The 15,285-nt window shown below is 68.4% G+C and carries 18 protein-coding genes; 14 read left to right on the top strand and 4 right to left on the bottom strand.

The features are described 5' to 3' along the window. Positions 1-222 precede the first annotated feature (222 nt). Complete coding sequence (locus DMC64_RS33665) at positions 223-2,337, bottom strand: AAA family ATPase (RefSeq protein WP_037342119.1); 2,115 nt, start codon at positions 2,335-2,337, stop codon at positions 223-225. A 122-nt stretch (positions 2,338-2,459) separates the two neighbouring features. Between DMC64_RS33665 and rsmD the strand changes: the two genes are divergently transcribed. The 14 genes from rsmD to DMC64_RS33595 all read left to right on the top strand — a co-directional run bounded on the left by rsmD (position 2,460) and on the right by DMC64_RS33595 (position 13,134). Continuing rightward, on the top strand, positions 2,460-3,014 hold the full coding sequence (gene rsmD / locus DMC64_RS33660; RefSeq protein ID WP_199755179.1) for a 16S rRNA (guanine(966)-N(2))-methyltransferase RsmD: 555 nt from the start codon (positions 2,460-2,462) through the stop codon (positions 3,012-3,014). A 52-nt stretch (positions 3,015-3,066) separates the two neighbouring features. Further along, positions 3,067-3,549, top strand: coding sequence for a pantetheine-phosphate adenylyltransferase (coaD, locus tag DMC64_RS33655; RefSeq protein ID WP_125736773.1), 483 nt, complete (start codon positions 3,067-3,069; stop codon positions 3,547-3,549). Positions 3,550-3,648: 99 nt separating this feature from the next. After that, complete coding sequence (locus DMC64_RS33650) at positions 3,649-4,341, top strand: ribonuclease domain-containing protein (protein WP_125736772.1); 693 nt, start codon at positions 3,649-3,651, stop codon at positions 4,339-4,341. Positions 4,342-4,408: 67 nt separating this feature from the next. Beyond that, entirely contained in the window at positions 4,409-4,924 is a 516-nt protein-coding gene (locus tag DMC64_RS33645; RefSeq protein ID WP_037342126.1) for a SigE family RNA polymerase sigma factor, read from the top strand. After that, a complete protein-coding gene (locus tag DMC64_RS33640) occupies positions 4,924-5,682 on the top strand; it encodes a hypothetical protein (RefSeq protein WP_125736771.1) in 759 nt (252 codons plus the stop codon). Before DMC64_RS33645 ends, DMC64_RS33640 begins: the two co-directional genes overlap by 1 nt. Positions 5,683-5,801: 119 nt before the next feature. Then, positions 5,802-6,527 (top strand): DivIVA domain-containing protein, encoded by a 726-nt coding sequence (locus tag DMC64_RS33635; RefSeq protein ID WP_125736770.1) that lies wholly within the window; start codon positions 5,802-5,804, stop codon positions 6,525-6,527. Between the two features lie 346 nt (positions 6,528-6,873). Further along, a complete protein-coding gene (locus DMC64_RS33630; RefSeq protein WP_037342128.1) occupies positions 6,874-7,491 on the top strand; it encodes a DUF177 domain-containing protein in 618 nt (205 codons plus the stop codon). Between the two features lie 72 nt (positions 7,492-7,563). After that, positions 7,564-7,746 carry a 50S ribosomal protein L32 gene (gene rpmF, locus DMC64_RS33625; RefSeq protein WP_005160412.1) on the top strand — a complete coding sequence of 61 codons (183 nt, stop codon included), beginning with the start codon at positions 7,564-7,566 and terminating at the stop codon, positions 7,744-7,746. Between the two features lie 15 nt (positions 7,747-7,761). Further along, entirely contained in the window at positions 7,762-8,508 is a 747-nt protein-coding gene (gene rnc, locus DMC64_RS33620; RefSeq protein ID WP_081975895.1) for a ribonuclease III, read from the top strand. A gap of 111 nt (positions 8,509-8,619) precedes the next feature. Next, positions 8,620-9,978 carry a polysaccharide lyase 6 family protein gene (locus DMC64_RS33615; protein WP_125736769.1) on the top strand — a complete coding sequence of 453 codons (1,359 nt, stop codon included), beginning with the start codon at positions 8,620-8,622 and terminating at the stop codon, positions 9,976-9,978. A 42-nt stretch (positions 9,979-10,020) separates the two neighbouring features. After that, the gene (gene mutM, locus DMC64_RS33610; protein ID WP_037342130.1) at positions 10,021-10,881 is read left to right on the top strand and encodes a bifunctional DNA-formamidopyrimidine glycosylase/DNA-(apurinic or apyrimidinic site) lyase; all 861 of its coding nucleotides are present in this window, start codon (positions 10,021-10,023) and stop codon (positions 10,879-10,881) included. Positions 10,882-10,948: 67 nt separating this feature from the next. Beyond that, a complete protein-coding gene (locus DMC64_RS33605) occupies positions 10,949-11,389 on the top strand; it encodes a helix-turn-helix domain-containing protein (RefSeq protein WP_125736768.1) in 441 nt (146 codons plus the stop codon). Then, positions 11,390-11,953 (top strand): hypothetical protein, encoded by a 564-nt coding sequence (locus DMC64_RS33600; RefSeq protein WP_125736767.1) that lies wholly within the window; start codon positions 11,390-11,392, stop codon positions 11,951-11,953. Beyond that, positions 11,950-13,134 carry an MAB_1171c family putative transporter gene (locus tag DMC64_RS33595; RefSeq protein ID WP_125736766.1) on the top strand — a complete coding sequence of 395 codons (1,185 nt, stop codon included), beginning with the start codon at positions 11,950-11,952 and terminating at the stop codon, positions 13,132-13,134. Before DMC64_RS33600 ends, DMC64_RS33595 begins: the two co-directional genes overlap by 4 nt. 124 nt (positions 13,135-13,258) lie before the next feature. Here DMC64_RS33595 and DMC64_RS33590 read toward each other — a convergent pair whose 3' ends face one another. From DMC64_RS33590 to DMC64_RS33580, 3 genes are read right to left on the bottom strand one after another with little or no spacing between them, the layout of a single operon-like run. Continuing rightward, positions 13,259-13,948 (bottom strand): ABC transporter permease, encoded by a 690-nt coding sequence (locus tag DMC64_RS33590; RefSeq protein WP_125736765.1) that lies wholly within the window; start codon positions 13,946-13,948, stop codon positions 13,259-13,261. Beyond that, entirely contained in the window at positions 13,945-14,832 is an 888-nt protein-coding gene (locus tag DMC64_RS33585; RefSeq protein ID WP_037342136.1) for an ABC transporter ATP-binding protein, read from the bottom strand. The genes DMC64_RS33590 and DMC64_RS33585 overlap by 4 nt, the downstream gene beginning before the upstream one ends. After that, positions 14,829-15,206: a GntR family transcriptional regulator gene (locus tag DMC64_RS33580; RefSeq protein ID WP_016336380.1), complete on the bottom strand. Its 378-nt coding sequence runs from the start codon at positions 15,204-15,206 to the stop codon at positions 14,829-14,831. Before DMC64_RS33580 ends, DMC64_RS33585 begins: the two co-directional genes overlap by 4 nt. Positions 15,207-15,285 lie beyond the last annotated feature (79 nt).

Genomic DNA, 15,285 nt, shown 5'->3' with positions numbered 1-15,285 from the left:
TGAAATCGCCGTGACACCGAACAACGAAGAGGCGCTAGAAATACCCCTGGACGTGCGATGCGTCCCCACATCGTTCACTCACCGGGGGTCTGAAGGGCTCCTTCAGGGCATTCACCAGTGTCCTGAAGGAGCCCTTCAGCTTTTTTCGCCCGCGTTTCGTCCTCTGGATGCGGTAGTTGCACGCGCAAGCACCGCATCCAGAGGACTAAATGCGTGAGGGGATCAGGCGGCCGGGATCCAGTCGGGGTTGGACGCCAGGACGGTCAGCTGCTGGGTCGCGCGGGTCAGCGCGACGTACAGCACCCGGCGGCCGGTGGTCGACTCGGTGATGAGGTCGTTCGGCTCCACCAGCACGACGGCGTCGTACTCGAGCCCCTTGGAATCGAGGCTGCCGACGACCTTCAGCCGCTCGTCCGAAAGCCCTTCGAGCCAGCCCTCGACCTCGGGCACCCGGTCCATGGCGGTGATCACGCCGACGGTGCCTTCGACGGCCCCCATCAGTTCCTTCACCGCGGCCTGCGTCGCCGCCTCCAGTCCGGACGCCTCGACGGGCCGGACCTCCGGCGTGATGCCGGTCTGCCGCACCGCGCGCGGAAGCTCGTCGGCCTCCGCGTGCCCCGCGACGACCTTCGCGGCCAGATCGAAGATCTCCGCCGAGTTCCGGTAGTTGGTGCGCAGGGTGAACCGGCGCCGGGTCGTCTTGAGCCCGAACGCCTGGTCCCGCGCCATCGCGGCCTCGGCCGGATCCGGCCACGAACTCTGCACCGGGTCGCCGACCACGGTCCAGCTCGCGTACTTCCCGCGCCGCCCGACCATCCGCCACTGCATCGGCGAGAGGTCCTGCGACTCGTCGACGACCACGTGCGAGTACTCGTCGTAGTGCTCGGGCCGGGTGGGGGCGCCACCGCGCTCCGGGTTGACCTCGATGTTCTGGCGGGCCCGGCGGCTCTTCGGCGGCGTGCCGATGAGGACGCGGAGCTCGTCGAGGAGCGCGACGTCCGCGATGGTCCAGCCGCGCGAGCGGTCGGCGAAGTCGGCCGCGAGCATGCTGATCTCGTTGCGGTTGAGCAGGCCCTTCGCCGCGGAGGCGAGCCGCTTCTCGGTGCCCAGCCACCGCAGGATCTGCGCTGGGTACAGGATCGGCCACCAGACCACCAGGAACCGGTGGAACTCGATGCGCTCGCCGAGCTCGGTGATCAGCTCGGCCTTGTCGATCTGACGTCCGTCGTCCTTCGCGTGCTGCTCGGCCTTCGCGGCGAGCGCGTCGAGCAGCAGTTCGGCGGCGCGGATCCGCGACCGGTTCGGCGGCCCGCCCGCGGTGTGCACCTTGCGGCGCACCTTGTCGAGCTCACGCGCGTTGAGCCGCAGCACCTCGCCGCGGTACACGATCTTCATGTCCTCGGGCGCGTCTTCCGGCGTGTCCCGCAGCGCGCGCAGCAGGATCTTCCGCATCCGCAGCGAACCCTTGATCGCCGCCAGGGGAGCCGGGTCCTGCCGGGTCGCTTCGAGGCCGTCGAGGACCTCGCCGAGCGCGCGCAGTTCGACGTTCGTCTCACCCATCGACGGCAGCACCCGCGAGATGTAGCTGGTGAACACCCCGGACGGGCCGATCACGAGCACACCCGCGCCGCCAAGCTGACGGCGGTGGCGGTAGAGCAGGTACGCCGCGCGGTGCAGGGCGACCGCGGTCTTGCCGGTGCCCGGGCCGCCGGTGATCTCGGTGACACCGCGCCAGGGCGCGCGGATGACCTCGTCCTGTTCCTTCTGGATGGTGGCGACGATGTCCCGCATCTTCTCGCCGCGCGACCGGCCGAGCGCGGCCATCAGCGCGCCTTCGCCGACGATCTGCATGTTCTCGGGGACCGCGTCGGCGATCAGGACGTCGTCGTCGACGTCGAGCACGGTCTGGCCGGAGCACCGGATCACCCGGCGCCGGACGACGTCCATCGGCTCCTCGGCCGTCGCCTGGTAGAACGCCGCGGCCGCGGGCGCGCGCCAGTCGGTGACGAGGTTGTCGAACTCGGCGTCGCGGATGCCGAGACGGCCGACGTAGATGTGGTCGTTGTCGAGGTGGTCGAGCCTGCCGAAGACCAGGCCCTCGTACTCCGCGTCGAGGGTCTGGAGGGTCTGATTGGCGTGGTACACCATCATGTCCCGCTCGAACAGCATGGACGCCTGCTCGAAAATGGCTTCCCGCCCGGCGCCATGGCCGATCTCGTAGCCCTTGGTACGCATGGCCTCAGCCTGGGCTCGCAGCTCGGCGAGCCGGGTGTAGACGGTGTCCACATGGGCTTGCTCGATGGCGATCTCGGCCCGTCTGACCCGAGGTTCGGACACGCAACGCTCCTAAACGCTTCTATCGCCTCCGAGGGCGAAGGACGACTCTACGCGAGCTGGACGGAGGCTTCACCAAGTCCCGGCCAACGTCACGGCGGAAGGCGTTGAGGCACGATGCTCCCATGACCAGGATCGTGGCGGGGACCGCGGGCGGCAGGCGGCTGAAGGTCCCGCCGAAAGGCACGAGGCCGACCTCGGAACGGGTGCGCGAGGCGCTGTTCAACGCGCTGGAGGTCGCCGGCGAGCTGCAGGGGGCCCAGGTCCTCGACCTTTACGCCGGTTCGGGCGCGCTCGGGCTGGAGGCGTTGTCCCGCGGCGCGTCGGGCGCGCTGTTCGTCGAGTCGGACCGGCGCGCGGTCGAAGTGCTCAAGGGGAACGTCGTCGCGCTGGGGCTCGGCGGCGCGGTCCGGGCGGGCGCCGTCGAGTCCGTCGTGGCCGCTCCGGCGGCGGACACGTTCGACATCGTCCTCGCCGACCCGCCCTACGCTGTGGATTCCACCCGCCTGGGGGAGGTCATGGCCGCGCTCGCGGCGAACCGGTGGATCAAGGACGGGGCGCTGGTGGTCATCGAGCGGGCGGCGCGCGACGGCGAGCCGGACTGGCCGGCGGGCTTCGAGCCGATGCGGACGAAGCGCTACGGCGACACGGCGCTCTACTGGGCCGAATATCAGGTGTGACGCAGCCCTGATGAGCGCGCAAGGGGCCAATCTCCTTGGTAGCGTCCGCGCCATGCGGCGTGCGGTCTGTCCCGGGTCCTACGACCCGGCCACCAATGGACATCTCGACATCATCGAGCGGGCGGCGAAGCTGTTCGACGAGGTCGTCGTCGCGGTGGGGGTGAACAAGAGCAAGAAGGGCCTGTTCACCACCGAGGAGCGGATGGACATGCTGCGCGAGATCACCGCGAAGCTGCCGAACGTGCGCGTCGATTCCTGGCAAGGACTCCTGGTCGACTACTGCCGCGAGAACGACATCATCGCGGTCGCGAAGGGCCTGCGGTCGGTCAGCGACTTCGACTACGAGCTCCAGATGGCGCAGATGAACCGTGAGCTGACCGGGCTCGAAACCCTGCTGATGGCGAACAACCCGGCGTACGGATTCGTGTCGAGCTCGCTGGTCAAAGAGGTGACCGCGCTCGGTGGCGACATCGAGCACCTGGTGCCGCCGATAGTGTTCAAACGTCTCTCGGAGAAGCACTCCGAACGAGGTTGACCCGAACGGCCGGAGCCGTTGGTCGGGCAGTCGCGGGCGGCGATGAAGAGTTCATCTCGACGCCTTCTGGTGAATACACGATCGGGTTACGGTCCGAAAATGACCAACAAACGATCGCGGATCGCCGCCGCGCTGCTCGTTCTGCTTGTCAGCTTCTTCGGCGGGCTCAGTGCCGCGCAGGCCACGGCCGCCCCCGTCTCCGTCCAGCAGAACCCGTGCGGGGATCTCACCGGGTTCAAGCACGTGTCGTTGTCGTCGCTGCCCGCCGAGGCGTCGACGACCTACGACCTCATCAAGAAGGGCGGGCCGTTCCCGTACCCGGACAAGGACGGCACGGTCTTCTCGAACCGGGAGAACATCCTCCCGAAATGCGCTTCGGCCTACTACCACGAGTACACGGTCCCGACGCCCGGTTCGCCGGACCGCGGCGCGCGGCGCATCGTCACCGGCAACGGCGGGGAGTTCTTCTACACCGCCGACCACTACAAGACCTTCTCCGTGATCGACGTCGACGGCACCCCGGCGCCGTCCTGCGGTGACACCTCGAAGCTGACGAAGATCGGCTACTCGACGCTGTCGTCCGCGGCCAAGTCCGTGGTGGACAAGGCCCGCGGCGGCGCGACCGGCACCGTCTACGAGAACCGCGAAGGTGTGCTGCCGTCGTGCGCCGCCGGCTACTACCAGCTGTTCCCGGTGGGCACGAGCGACCGCGTGATCTCCGGCAAGGGCGGCGAGATCGTCTACACGCCGGACCGCTACGTCACCTTCAAGCTGGTGAACCTCGCCGGCTGACCCGTCCGTGCAACGTTTCGTGCCTCCCCGTCCGTGAGATACACCGGAACACGGACGAGGAGGCACGATGCGGTCTGGGGACGATGCGAGCTTCAGGGAGTTCGCCAGGGACAAGGCGCTACCGCTCAGACGGACGGCGTATCTGCTCTGCGGCGACTGGCATCTCGCGGAGGATCTGGTCCAAACCGCGCTCATCAAGCTCTACCGGGTCTGGCCGAAGGTCCGCCGGAAAGGGCCCGTCGACAACTACACGAGGCAGATCCTGATGCGCTGCTGGCTCGACGAGCGGCGACGACCTTGGCGGAGCAAGGAGAACCGCGACGGCGTCGTCCCCGACGAGCCCGCTGCTCCGGCAACGGCCGGCATCTCGGATTCGCTGCTTCGCGCCCTCGCCGAAGTTCCCCCGAAACAGCGCGCCGCCGTCGTGCTGCGCTACTGCGCCGATCTCCCGGTCGCGGAGGTGGCCGTCGCGCTGCGCTGTTCGGAAGGGACGGTCAGGAGCCAGGCCGCGCGGGGACTCGACGTCCTCCGCGCGGCCCTGCAGAGACAGCACGACGAGGCTGTCTCCGGGAGGAGCGCGTGATGGACGAACTCGAAAACAGGCTGCGCGGGATCACACTGGCCGAGCCACCGCTCGGCTTCGACCCGGACGAAGTCGCCGGGAAGGCGGCGAAGAAGGCGCGAAACCGGCGAGGGGTCGTCGCCACGGGGTTCGCGACGCTGGCGGTGATCGCGGCGGCGGTGGTGTTCGTGGCGCCCGGGGGCGGCCCCGCGCCGCTGGCACCGGCGGCGTCGTCGCAGGCCGCACCGAAGGACCCGCTCCAGCACCTGAAGGATGTGATGCCGAAGGTGCTCACCGGCGCGAAGGACATCCAAGTGCGGGACTTCGTGGGGTTCGGGGACCTGAAGACCTCGGAAGTCAGGTACACCGATGCCGAAGGGCGGCAGCGGGGTGTCAACCTCACGATCGCCGGTCCGGTGAGCACGAAGGACGGATATCCGCGCGAAAACCGGTGTGACCCGGCGAAGAGGGCCGACGCGATCGGGTCGGATCGCAAGCCGACGCGGTGCGTGGAACTTCCCCAGCCGGACGGGAGCTTCGTGGTGATCTCCGAAACCGCGCCGAAGTCGGCGGAATCGGACGGCGACGTCATCCTCGGTCAAGGTTTCACGACCGGGAGGGTCGTCACCCGCGGTGCGATCGCCTTCCCGCCCGGTGGCGGTGGCTCGGTCAACATCGCCGATCTCGGCACGCTGGACGACGGCGACCGCGGTGCCCCGTCCTTGACCGACCAGCAACTGCTCGCGTTGGTCCTGGATCCGGCGTTCGCTCCGAGGTGATCATGGCGTGCGGTACCGGCGGGGACACGCCCGGTACCGCGCGCTTTCACCCCTTACGGCGGTGATGAGGGCAAACTGAACTCAGGGAATGTGGGGATCGCTGTAGGTAGGGAGTGGCCGTGTACCGGGTTTTCGAGGCGCTCGACGAGCTCGTCACCATCGTGGAGGAAGCCCGCGGCGTGCCGATGACCTCCAGTTGCGTCGTCCCGCGTGGCGACACCCTGGAGCTGCTCGACGACATCCGTGACGCCCTGCCGGGCGAGGTCGACGACGCGCAGGACGTGCTGGACAAGCGTGATCAGCTGATCCAGACCGCCCGCACCGAGGCGGCGGAGACGATCACCACGGCGAACGCCGAGGCCGACCGCACGGTCGCCGACGCGCAGGCCGAGGCCGAGCGCATCCTCGCCGACGCCCGCGCCCGCGCCGAGCAGATGATGAGCGACGCGCACGCCGAGGCCGAGCGCATGGTCGCCGCCGGGCAGGCCGAGTTCCAGAACCTCACCGACCGTTCGCGTGCCGAGTCGGAGCGGATGATCCAGGCCGGTCGCGACGCCTACGAGCGCGCCATCGAGGACGGCCGCGCCGAACAGGCCCGGCTCGTCGCCCAGACCGAGGTCGTCCAGGCCGCGCACGGCGAGGCGGCGCGCATCGTCGACGAGGCGCACGTCGAGGCCGACAAGCAGCGCGGCGACTGCGACGCCTACGTCGACGGGAAGCTGGCCGAGTTCTCCGAACTGCTGGCGACCACGCTGCGGACGGTCGACTCCGGGCGCAACCACCTGCGGTCGCCGGTCAACCTGCCGGGCAACAGCCGGACCTCGCTGTACGACTACCAGAGCTGATCGCCTGGCACCTTCTGAAGTACCTGAAGGCCCCCTTCACTGCGCTAGACGCGGTGAAGGGGGCCTTCACGCGCGGCCGTTGTGACTGCTGGGGCCGGCGGTGTTGAAGAGCCGCAGGTGGCGATCCTGAAGGTAGTGAAGGCCTCCTTCACTACCTTCAGGGTAGGTAAGGAGGCCTTCACGGACAGGCTCCCGAAGTAGCGGCTCACTGGCCGGCGGCTTGGGTGCTCCGCGATGAGTGAGGGGAACTTCGAGGGACCCTGGGTCCCTCAAGGAGGCCTTCACGGACCTCCCGGCCTCCGGCCGCCCGAAAGTGAGTGGCGGTACCTGCGTACCCTGGTGACCGATGTCTGAGAACAAGTCGCCGCAGGCCAGGCCTGCGCAGCTGGACGACCGGAACCCGTGGGTGCTCGACACCCGCGAGCTCGGCCGTCACGCCGGCCTGAGCAAGGCCGTCCAACGTTCGATCCCCGTCGAGTCCGCGCTCGGTGTGCCCGACGTCATCACCATCGACGCTGGCTCCAGCCTGGAGCTCGACCTGATGCTCGAATCCGTCGTCGAGGGTGTGCTCGTCAGCGGTACGGCGTCCGCCGTCGCGACGGGGCACTGTTCGCGGTGCCTCGACCCGATCACCGAGGACGTCGAGGTCGACCTGACCGAGCTTTTCGCTTACCCCGGCTCCGCGACCGAGGAGACCACCGACGAGGACGAGATCCCCCGCCTGGTGGACGACCGGATCGATCTCGAGCCGACCGTCCGCGACGCGGTGGTGCTGGCGCTGCCGCTGGCCCCGCTGTGCACCGAGGACTGCCGGGGACTGTGCACCGAATGCGGTGTCAAGTGGGCCGATCTCGAGCCCGGGCACGGGCATGAGAAGATAGACCCTCGGTGGGCCGCGCTGGTCGATCGTTTCGAGGACGAAACGGGCGATGACCAGGCCGATGGCCCCGGAAAGCAAGCCTGACGAGCACCAGCTCGTTCCGGAGAAGCAAGTTCGCTCGCGACCGCGGGCAGACCGTCTGAAGGAGATCTACTCGTGGCCGTCCCGAAGCGGAAGATGTCGCGATCCAACACCCGCGCGCGCCGCAGCCAGTGGAAGGCGGCTCCGGTTCAGCTGGTGCCCTGCTCCAACCGCGCCTGCAAGCAGCCGAAGCTCCAGCACATCGCGTGCCCGGCCTGCGGCCAGCACAACGGTCGCCAGGTCGTCGAGCCCGCCTGATCGGCAGCTGACGACATGGGGGGCAAGTCGGCCGGTGGACCACCAGCGGACCCCGCACCACTGCTCGAAGCACTCGGGATCACGATCGAGCCCGAGCTGCTGACGTTGTCGTTGACCCACCGTTCTTATGCCTATGAGAACGGTGGGTTGCCGCCGAACGAGCGTCTGGAGTTCCTCGGGGACGCGGTGCTGGGCCTGGTCGTCACCGACCACCTCTACAACACCCATCCCGAACTGGCCGAAGGTCAGCTCGCGAAGCTCCGTGCCAGCGTGGTCAACATGCACGCGCTGGCCAGGGTCGCGCGTGGCCTCGGCGAAGGCGGGCTGGGCAGGCACCTGTTGCTGGGCAAGGGCGAAGAGCTCACCGGCGGCCGGGACAAGGCGAGCATCCTCGCCGACGGGCTCGAAGCCGTCATCGGCGCCGCGTACCAGCAGCACGGCATCGACGTCGCGCGCAAGCTCGTGCACCACCTGTTCGACGACCTGCTCGCCGAGGCGCCGCTGCGTGGCGCCGGCCTGGACTGGAAGACCAGCCTCCAGGAGCTGACGGCGTCGGCCGGGCTCGGCGTGCCCGAGTACAAGGTCGAGGACACCGGGCCCGATCACCGCAAGGAGTTCAGCGCCACCGTCCTCGTCGGCGGGCGTGAACTCGGCTACGGCTCGGGAACGACCAAGAAGGAAGCCGAGCAGAAGGCCGCCGAGACGGCCTGGCGCCAGCTTTCGTCCGAGCTCGACATCGAGCAGCCGCCGAAGACGACCTGAGTCCCCTTCACCGGGACGGTTCGTTGACGCACGAGTCGGTGAATCAGTAACCTCATCGCAGTCCGCCGCCACTGACGCGACCATTCAGGTCGCCTGTCGAGAGGTCGGCGGATGCGTCATTTCTGCCTGGTCACAGCTGCGCTTTTGACGCTGGTGACAGGTCCTGCCACGGCTTCGGCCGCCCAGGTCGTCCGGGTGACGTCGTTGAGCGCGTTGCAGTCCGCGATCGACAAGGCCGGTCCCGGCGACGAGATCCGGCTGGCCGACGGGAGCTACTCGGCGGGCTCGGCCATCGCGATCAAACGGTCGGGAACGGCGAACGCGCCGATCACCATCACCGCGGAACACGTCGGCAAGGCCGAGATCAAGGGCTCCGCGGGCTTCTCGTTCTCTTCGGGCGCTTCGCATGTCGTGCTGCGCGGGTTCAAACTCCGGCACGGCGGCTCGATGAGCGTGCCGGTGGGCAGCACGCACAACCGGCTGACCCGGCTCGACGTCCAGCTCACCGGCGGCGGCAACTGGGTCACCCTCAACGGTGACGACACCGAGTTCGACCACAACGTCCTGCAGAACCGCACCACCCAAGGTGTCTTCCTGCAGGTGCTCGGCCCGGAGAAGGACATGGCGAAGCGGGTCAAGGTCCACCACAACTACTTCGCCAACCACAAGTTCACCGGTTCGAACGGTGGCGAGTCGATCCGGTTCGGGCTGAGCCATCATCAGAAGTACTCGGCGGGCGGGGTCGTCGAGTACAACCTGTTCGAGAAGGCCGACGGTGATTCCGAGGCGATCTCCGTGAAGTCCTCGGACAACGTCGTCCGGTACAACACGATCCGCGACAGCCGCGGGTTCATCGTGCTGCGCCACGGGGATCGCAGTGTGGTGGAGGGCAACATCCTGCTGGGCCGGTCCGGGATCCGCTTCCACGGCAACGACCACAAGATCGTCAACAACTACGTGCACACCACGGCGAACCGCGGGATCGTGTTCGGCTCGGGCAACGAGGCGGACAGCGGGCCGGACAGCAAACTCCACGACCGGCCCGACCGGGTCGTGGTCGCGTACAACACCGTCGTCGGGACCACCGACGGCATCCACGGCGACGGCGGCGACTTCAAGCCCAAGGACTGCGTGCTCGCGAACAACATCCTGCAGGGGACCGGAAAGCTCGTGAGCATGCCGGGCGGTTCGGACGTGAAGTACGAGGGGAACATCGCCTGGGGCGGGCCGGCCGGAATGCCTTCGGGTGGCTACAAGGCCGTCGATCCCAAGCTGGTGCAGGACGGGTTGTACCGGCTGTCCGCCGGAAGCCCGGCGATCGACGCCGGTGTCGGCTCCTACCCGTACGCGGGCACCGACTTCGATCTGCAGACGCGGTCGGGGAAGTACGACGTCGGAGCCGACGAACTCTTGCCCGGCGGGGCGCGGAAAGCGTTGACGCGGGCGGATGTCGGGCCTCTCGCTCCCTGACCGTCCTCACCGTTCACGGGGGCCGGTGGGAGAATCGGCGGTATGCCCGAACTCCCCGAGGTCGAGGTCGTCCGTGCCGGGCTCGAGGCGCATGTCTCCGGCCGGACGATCACCGAGGTCGAAGTCCTCCACGCCCGCGCGATCCGCCGCCACGAACTCGGCGCCGAGGACTTCAGCGGACGGCTTTCCGGCGTGAAGATCGCCGCCGCCCGGCGCCGCGGCAAGTACCTGTGGCTGGAGCTTTCCGACGGTCAGGCCATGCTCGCGCATCTCGGCATGAGCGGCCAGATGCTCGTCCAGCCCGGGGACGCGCCGGACGAGAAGCACCTTCGCGTGCGATTCCGCTTCGCCGACAAAGGGCCGGAGCTGCGCTTCGTCGACCAGCGGACCTTCGGCGGGCTCGCGCTCGCGGAACTCACCGAGGTCGACGGGACGGCGTTGCCGGGCACCATCGCGCATATCGCCCGCGACCCGATGGATCCGCGGTTCGACCTCGACCAGGCGGTCCGCGCGCTGCGGTCGAGGCGGACCGAACTCAAACGCGCCCTGCTCGACCAGACGCTCGTCTCCGGGATCGGCAACATCTACGCCGACGAGGCGCTCTGGCGGTCCAAGCTCCATTGGGCCCGCCCGACCGACAGACTCACCGCGGCCCACGGCCGCACCGTGCTCACCGCAGCCAGCGAGGTGATGGCCGAGGCGCTGGTCGTCGGCGGGACGTCGTTCGACGCGCTTTACGTCAACATCAACGGCGAGTCCGGATACTTCGACCGCTCGCTCGACGCGTACGGCCAGGAAGGACTGCCCTGCGGACGGTGCGGGACGCCCATCCGGCGCGATCCCTTCATGAACCGTTCGTCGTTCTCCTGCCCGCGTTGCCAGCCGAAGCCGCGCACGAGGTGAAAACTGTCGTGTACGGCGCGGGGCCCGCGTCAACTAGCATGAACGGGCACGACATGTAGGGAGTGGGATGGTGGCCGCGACCGAGCCCGGTAAGACGACGCTCGCCGAGAAGATCGACAAGCTGTTCCAGATCGTGCTGAGACCCGATCGCGAGCCGTACAGCCACGAGGAGGTCGCCAAGGCCTGCCGCGAGGCCACCGGCGAGAGCTTTTCGACGACGTACCTGTGGCAACTGCGCACCGGTCGTCGCGACAATCCGACGAAACGCCATCTCGAGGCGCTCGCCCAGTTCTTCGGCGTCTCGGCCGCGTACTTCTTCGACGACGAGCAGAGCGCCAAGATCGCGGAGGAACTCGCGCTCCTCGGTGCCCTCCGCGACGCCGGCGTCCGCGACGTCGCGCTCCGGGCCGTAACGCTTTCCCCCGACGGACTCGACACCATCAGCGACATGATCGACGCGATCGCCCGCAGGGAATCCGGACGGGGCGGCCAGAAGAAGGAGTCGTGAGTGGATCGCCGCCGTAAGGAGTTGTGGCGCCGCTGCCGGAGTCTCGCCGACGGCGTGGCGCTTCCCGAACCCTTCGACGCGGAGTCCTTCGTCGCCGAACTGGCCGCCGGACGCGGCCGCCCGATCGAATTGATGCAGGTCAGCGTCCCCTCCAGCGGCCCGTGCGGGCTGCTGATGAGCACCGAGCGCGCGGACTACATCCTCTATCCGACCAACACCACGGCCCTGCACCGGCGGCATATCCTGCTGCACGAGGTCGGCCACCTGCTGTGCGGTCACGTCGGGGCGAACGCGGGAGCCGACGGGATCGCGCTCGACGCCGCCGCCAGCAAGGCCCTCATGCCGAATCTGGCGCCCGAGCTCGTCCGCCGTGTCCTCGGCCGCACGAGTTACAGCGCGGTCGAAGAGCAGGAGGCCGAACTGCTCGCCAGCCTCCTCGCGCAACGCGTCGCGCGGACGTCGGTGCGCGGCCCGGCCCGGCCCCACGAGGGCGGAAGTGATCTCGCCGGCGGCTTGGCGAGGGTCGACGATCTCTTCGGCAGCCGGAAACGGCGCCTGCCGTGACCGAGACCATCGCGTACTTCTGTTGCGTGGTGGCCTTCGCGGGTTTCGGCTACAAGCTGATCCAGGCCCGGCACACCCAGCCTCGACGGCGGATGTGGTTCCTCAGCGGCTTCGGGATGTGCATCGCGGGCGGCATCATGCTGCTCACCCCGGCCATGGAGAACGCCGTCGGCGTCGAAGAACCCATCGGCAGCCTTCTGAACCTCGCGGCCGACCTGCTCAAGATCGGCGCGATGGCCTTCGCGGTCGCGTTCGCGCATTCGCTGAAACTGGGGGAGGGCAAGCGGATCGGCTGGCACGCCCTGCTGTCGTGGACCGTCGTGGCCGCCGAGATCGCGCTTTTCTTCCTCTCCGGCAGCTATCGCGTCGGCGAGCACACCGCCGCCGGACCGGGCGGGCTCGGCTGGTTCGTCGCGTACAACGTTCTTTTCCTCGTCTACGGCCTGATCAGCCTGCTGACGTTCTCGATCGTCTTCGCCCGCTTCGCGCGGCATGCCGATCCCGGCCCGCTTCGCACGGGGCTGTGGCTGCTCGTCGGCGGCGGGGTTTCCGCGCTGGGCTGGACTTTCTGGGACGTCGACGACATCTACGTCCTCGCCACCACCGGCGCGGTCGACGCCGGTGAGGACACGCTCTCGGCGATCCTGGCGGCGCTGAGCGTCGGGCTCGCCGGGGCGGGCGCGACGCTCAGCGTGTGGGGCCCCGCGCTGGCCACCCCGTTCCGGCTGCTCGGCACGTACCGGACGTACCGGCGGATCGAACCGTTGTGGGCCGCCTTGCGCGAAGCCGTCCCGGGAATCGCGCTGGACCCGGGCCCCGGTATGCCGGGCGGCGTGGAATTCGCCTTGTACCGCAGGGTCATCGAGATCCGGGACGGCCATCTCGCGCTGCGGCCCTACTTCGATCCGGACCTCCCGCCGGTCGCCGAAGCCGAAGCACGCAAGGCGAAGATCCCCGAAGCCCGCGTGGCCGCGACGGTCGAGGCCGCGACCTTGGCCGCCGCGCTCGTCGCCTCCGAGGCAGGCCGCCGGTACGCCCCCGACGACGTACCGGCGACCTACCTCGACGAGCCGGACATCGCCACCGAAGCGGCGTGGCTGGTGGAGGTCACCCGCGCCTGGCGACGATCCGCCGTGGTCGGGCGCATTCGGGACCGGGTCCGCGAATCCGAACTCGCGTGATTCAAGCCGGAACTCGCGTGATTGAAGGCGTCATACCCGAGTTCCGCCTCCAATCACGCGAGTTTCGTGCCCGATCACGCGAGTTATGCCGCTGGTTGCGAAACTCCTTGGTGTGTAAGGAACCTCAGACGGTGACGCGGCGCATCGTGGTGAACCCGCCCGCCCCGGCGAGGCAGACCAGCAGGGCGAGCACCCCGGTCATCCCGCCGACGGTCAGCGTGCTGAAGAACTCTCCGAGCTTCGGCCACGAATCCGTCCAGCTGAGCAGCAGCACCCCGCCCAGCAGCACCAAGACCTGCGCCGCGCCGAACAGGACGACACCCACCACCGCGGCGCGCCGGTAGATCAGGCCGTACCACATGCCGTAGACGAACATCAGCAACAGGAACACGAACGAGGTGAGCAGCGTCAGGTACCAGGGACCGTCGAGCAGCCAGGGAACGCGGAAGTAGTTGAGACCGAGCCCCCAGCCCCCGGTCGCGTCCTCGATCACCTGGAACACGGTGACCCCCACCGCGTACACCGCGGAGAGCCCGGCGACCAGCAGGATCGTGCCGAGGTAGTAGGACCGCCTCGACACACCGAGCGCGAGCCCGAACGGGAGCGATTTCGTCATGCTCAGCGCCCCGCAGACGAGCATGAACACGAACAGCGTGAACAGGCCGCCGGAGTAGTTCTCCTCCGGGGTTTCGGGGATCAGCGAGAAGATCGCGAGATTCACCCCGAAGGCGAAGAGCGTGACGCCGACCGGGAGGACGATGTACTGGAGCCGGTCCACCAGGTGGTAGCGCGCGACGTTGACCAGGGTGTTCATGCGGACGCCTCCTCTGCGGTCTGTCCGTTGGAGGTGTGCACCATCAACTGCTGCAAGGAAAGTGGCTCCAGCTTCAGATGCAGGGCCTTCGCCTTCGCCTTGTCGGCGGGGCCGAGCGCGTCGGCGACGGTGATCGAAGCACGCGACCCGATCTTGCGGCGGTGCAGCACCCGGCGGCCGGCGACGAAGTCGTCCACCGCGAGGGCGGGGCCTGAAACCGTGACGGCCGTGCCGCGCAGTTCGTCGGCGGGCGCGTCGAGGACGACGCGGCCCTTGTCGATCATCACCACGTGCTCCAGCAGATCGGCGACCTCGTCGATCAGGTGCGTGGAAAGCAGGATCGTGCGCGGATGGGCCGAATAGTCGTCGAGCAACCGGTCGTAGAACAGTTGGCGTGCGACGGCGTCGAGTCCCGCGTACGGCTCGTCGAGCAGCGTGAGCTCCGCCCGGGCCGCGAGCCCGATCGTGATCGACAGCGCCGAACGCATCCCTCGCGAGAGCTTCTTGATCGGGCGTTTCGTCGGCAGATCGAAGTCGCGGAGCAGGTCTTCGGCCAGTTCGGCGTCCCAGTTCGGGTAGAACCACGACGCCGCCGAAAGGGCGTGCCGGACCTTGAAGTCCGGGAACTGCTGGTCTTCGCGGACGAGCACCAGGCGCCGCAGCACCCGCTCGTTCTCGACCGGGGTCTCGCCGAACACGCGGACCGAGCCCGCGCTGGCGAACTCCTGCGCGGTGACGATGCGCAGGAAGGTGCTCTTGCCCGCGCCGTTGCGGCCCAGCAGGCCGGTGATCTTTCCTTCTTCGATGTCGACCGAGACATCGCCGAGCGCGGTGTGGTCGCCGTAGCGCCGGGTCAGGCCGGTGGTCGAAATGGTCGGCGTCATGCGGCGGGTCCTCCGTTCCGGTGTCCGTTCCCGCGGATGAGCGAGATCAAGGTTTCGTCGTCGATGCCGAGGCGCTTCGCTTCGATGAGCATCGGGTCGAGGTACTGCTCGGCGAACCGCTGCCGCCGGTCGGTGAGCAGCTTCTGCCGCGCGCCGGCGGCGACGAACATGCCGATACCCCGGCGCTTTTCGAGCAGGCCGTCGTCGGCCAGCACGTTGATCCCCTTGGCCGCCGTCGCCGGATTGATCCGGTAGAAGGCGGCGAGTTCGTTGGTTGACGGCACGCGTTCCCCCTCGGCCAGGCTTCCCTCGGCGATGTCGTCGGCGATCTGTTCGGCGATCTGCACGAACAGGGGTGTTCCTTCGTCGAGCACGACACCTCCGTCCCCAGTCTTCGAGCACCCTCGCGGGGTGCGGTGGTTCATTACTGGACTAAGTAACCCATGAACCACC

The sequence above is a fragment of the Amycolatopsis sp. WAC 04197 genome (assembly GCF_003947475.1).
Taxonomy (GTDB): Bacteria; Actinomycetota; Actinomycetes; order Mycobacteriales; family Pseudonocardiaceae; genus Amycolatopsis; species Amycolatopsis japonica.
The sequence above is the reverse complement of the archived record's forward strand: the minus strand, read 5'-3'. Positions and strand labels throughout refer to the sequence as shown.

Bases quoted from the DNA above. Each gene is read 5' to 3' on its own strand.
- DMC64_RS33650 (WP_125736772.1), top strand. From the start codon at position 3,649: ATGACCAACAAACGATCGCGGATCGCCGCCGCGCTGCTCGTTCTGCTT.
- DMC64_RS33590 (WP_125736765.1), bottom strand. From the start codon at position 13,948: ATGAACACCCTGGTCAACGTCGCGCGCTACCACCTGGTGGACCGGCTC.
- rnc (WP_081975895.1), top strand. From the start codon at position 7,762: ATGGGGGGCAAGTCGGCCGGTGGACCACCAGCGGACCCCGCACCACTG.
- DMC64_RS33585 (WP_037342136.1), bottom strand. From the start codon at position 14,832: ATGACGCCGACCATTTCGACCACCGGCCTGACCCGGCGCTACGGCGAC.
- DMC64_RS33640 (WP_125736771.1), top strand. From the start codon at position 4,924: ATGGACGAACTCGAAAACAGGCTGCGCGGGATCACACTGGCCGAGCCA.
- mutM (WP_037342130.1), top strand. From the start codon at position 10,021: ATGCCCGAACTCCCCGAGGTCGAGGTCGTCCGTGCCGGGCTCGAGGCG.
- DMC64_RS33645 (WP_037342126.1), top strand. From the start codon at position 4,409: ATGCGGTCTGGGGACGATGCGAGCTTCAGGGAGTTCGCCAGGGACAAG.
- DMC64_RS33605 (WP_125736768.1), top strand. From the start codon at position 10,949: ATGGTGGCCGCGACCGAGCCCGGTAAGACGACGCTCGCCGAGAAGATC.
- coaD (WP_125736773.1), top strand. From the start codon at position 3,067: ATGCGGCGTGCGGTCTGTCCCGGGTCCTACGACCCGGCCACCAATGGA.
- DMC64_RS33630 (WP_037342128.1), top strand. From the start codon at position 6,874: ATGTCTGAGAACAAGTCGCCGCAGGCCAGGCCTGCGCAGCTGGACGAC.
- rsmD (WP_199755179.1), top strand. From the start codon at position 2,460: ATGACCAGGATCGTGGCGGGGACCGCGGGCGGCAGGCGGCTGAAGGTC.
- DMC64_RS33615 (WP_125736769.1), top strand. From the start codon at position 8,620: ATGCGTCATTTCTGCCTGGTCACAGCTGCGCTTTTGACGCTGGTGACA.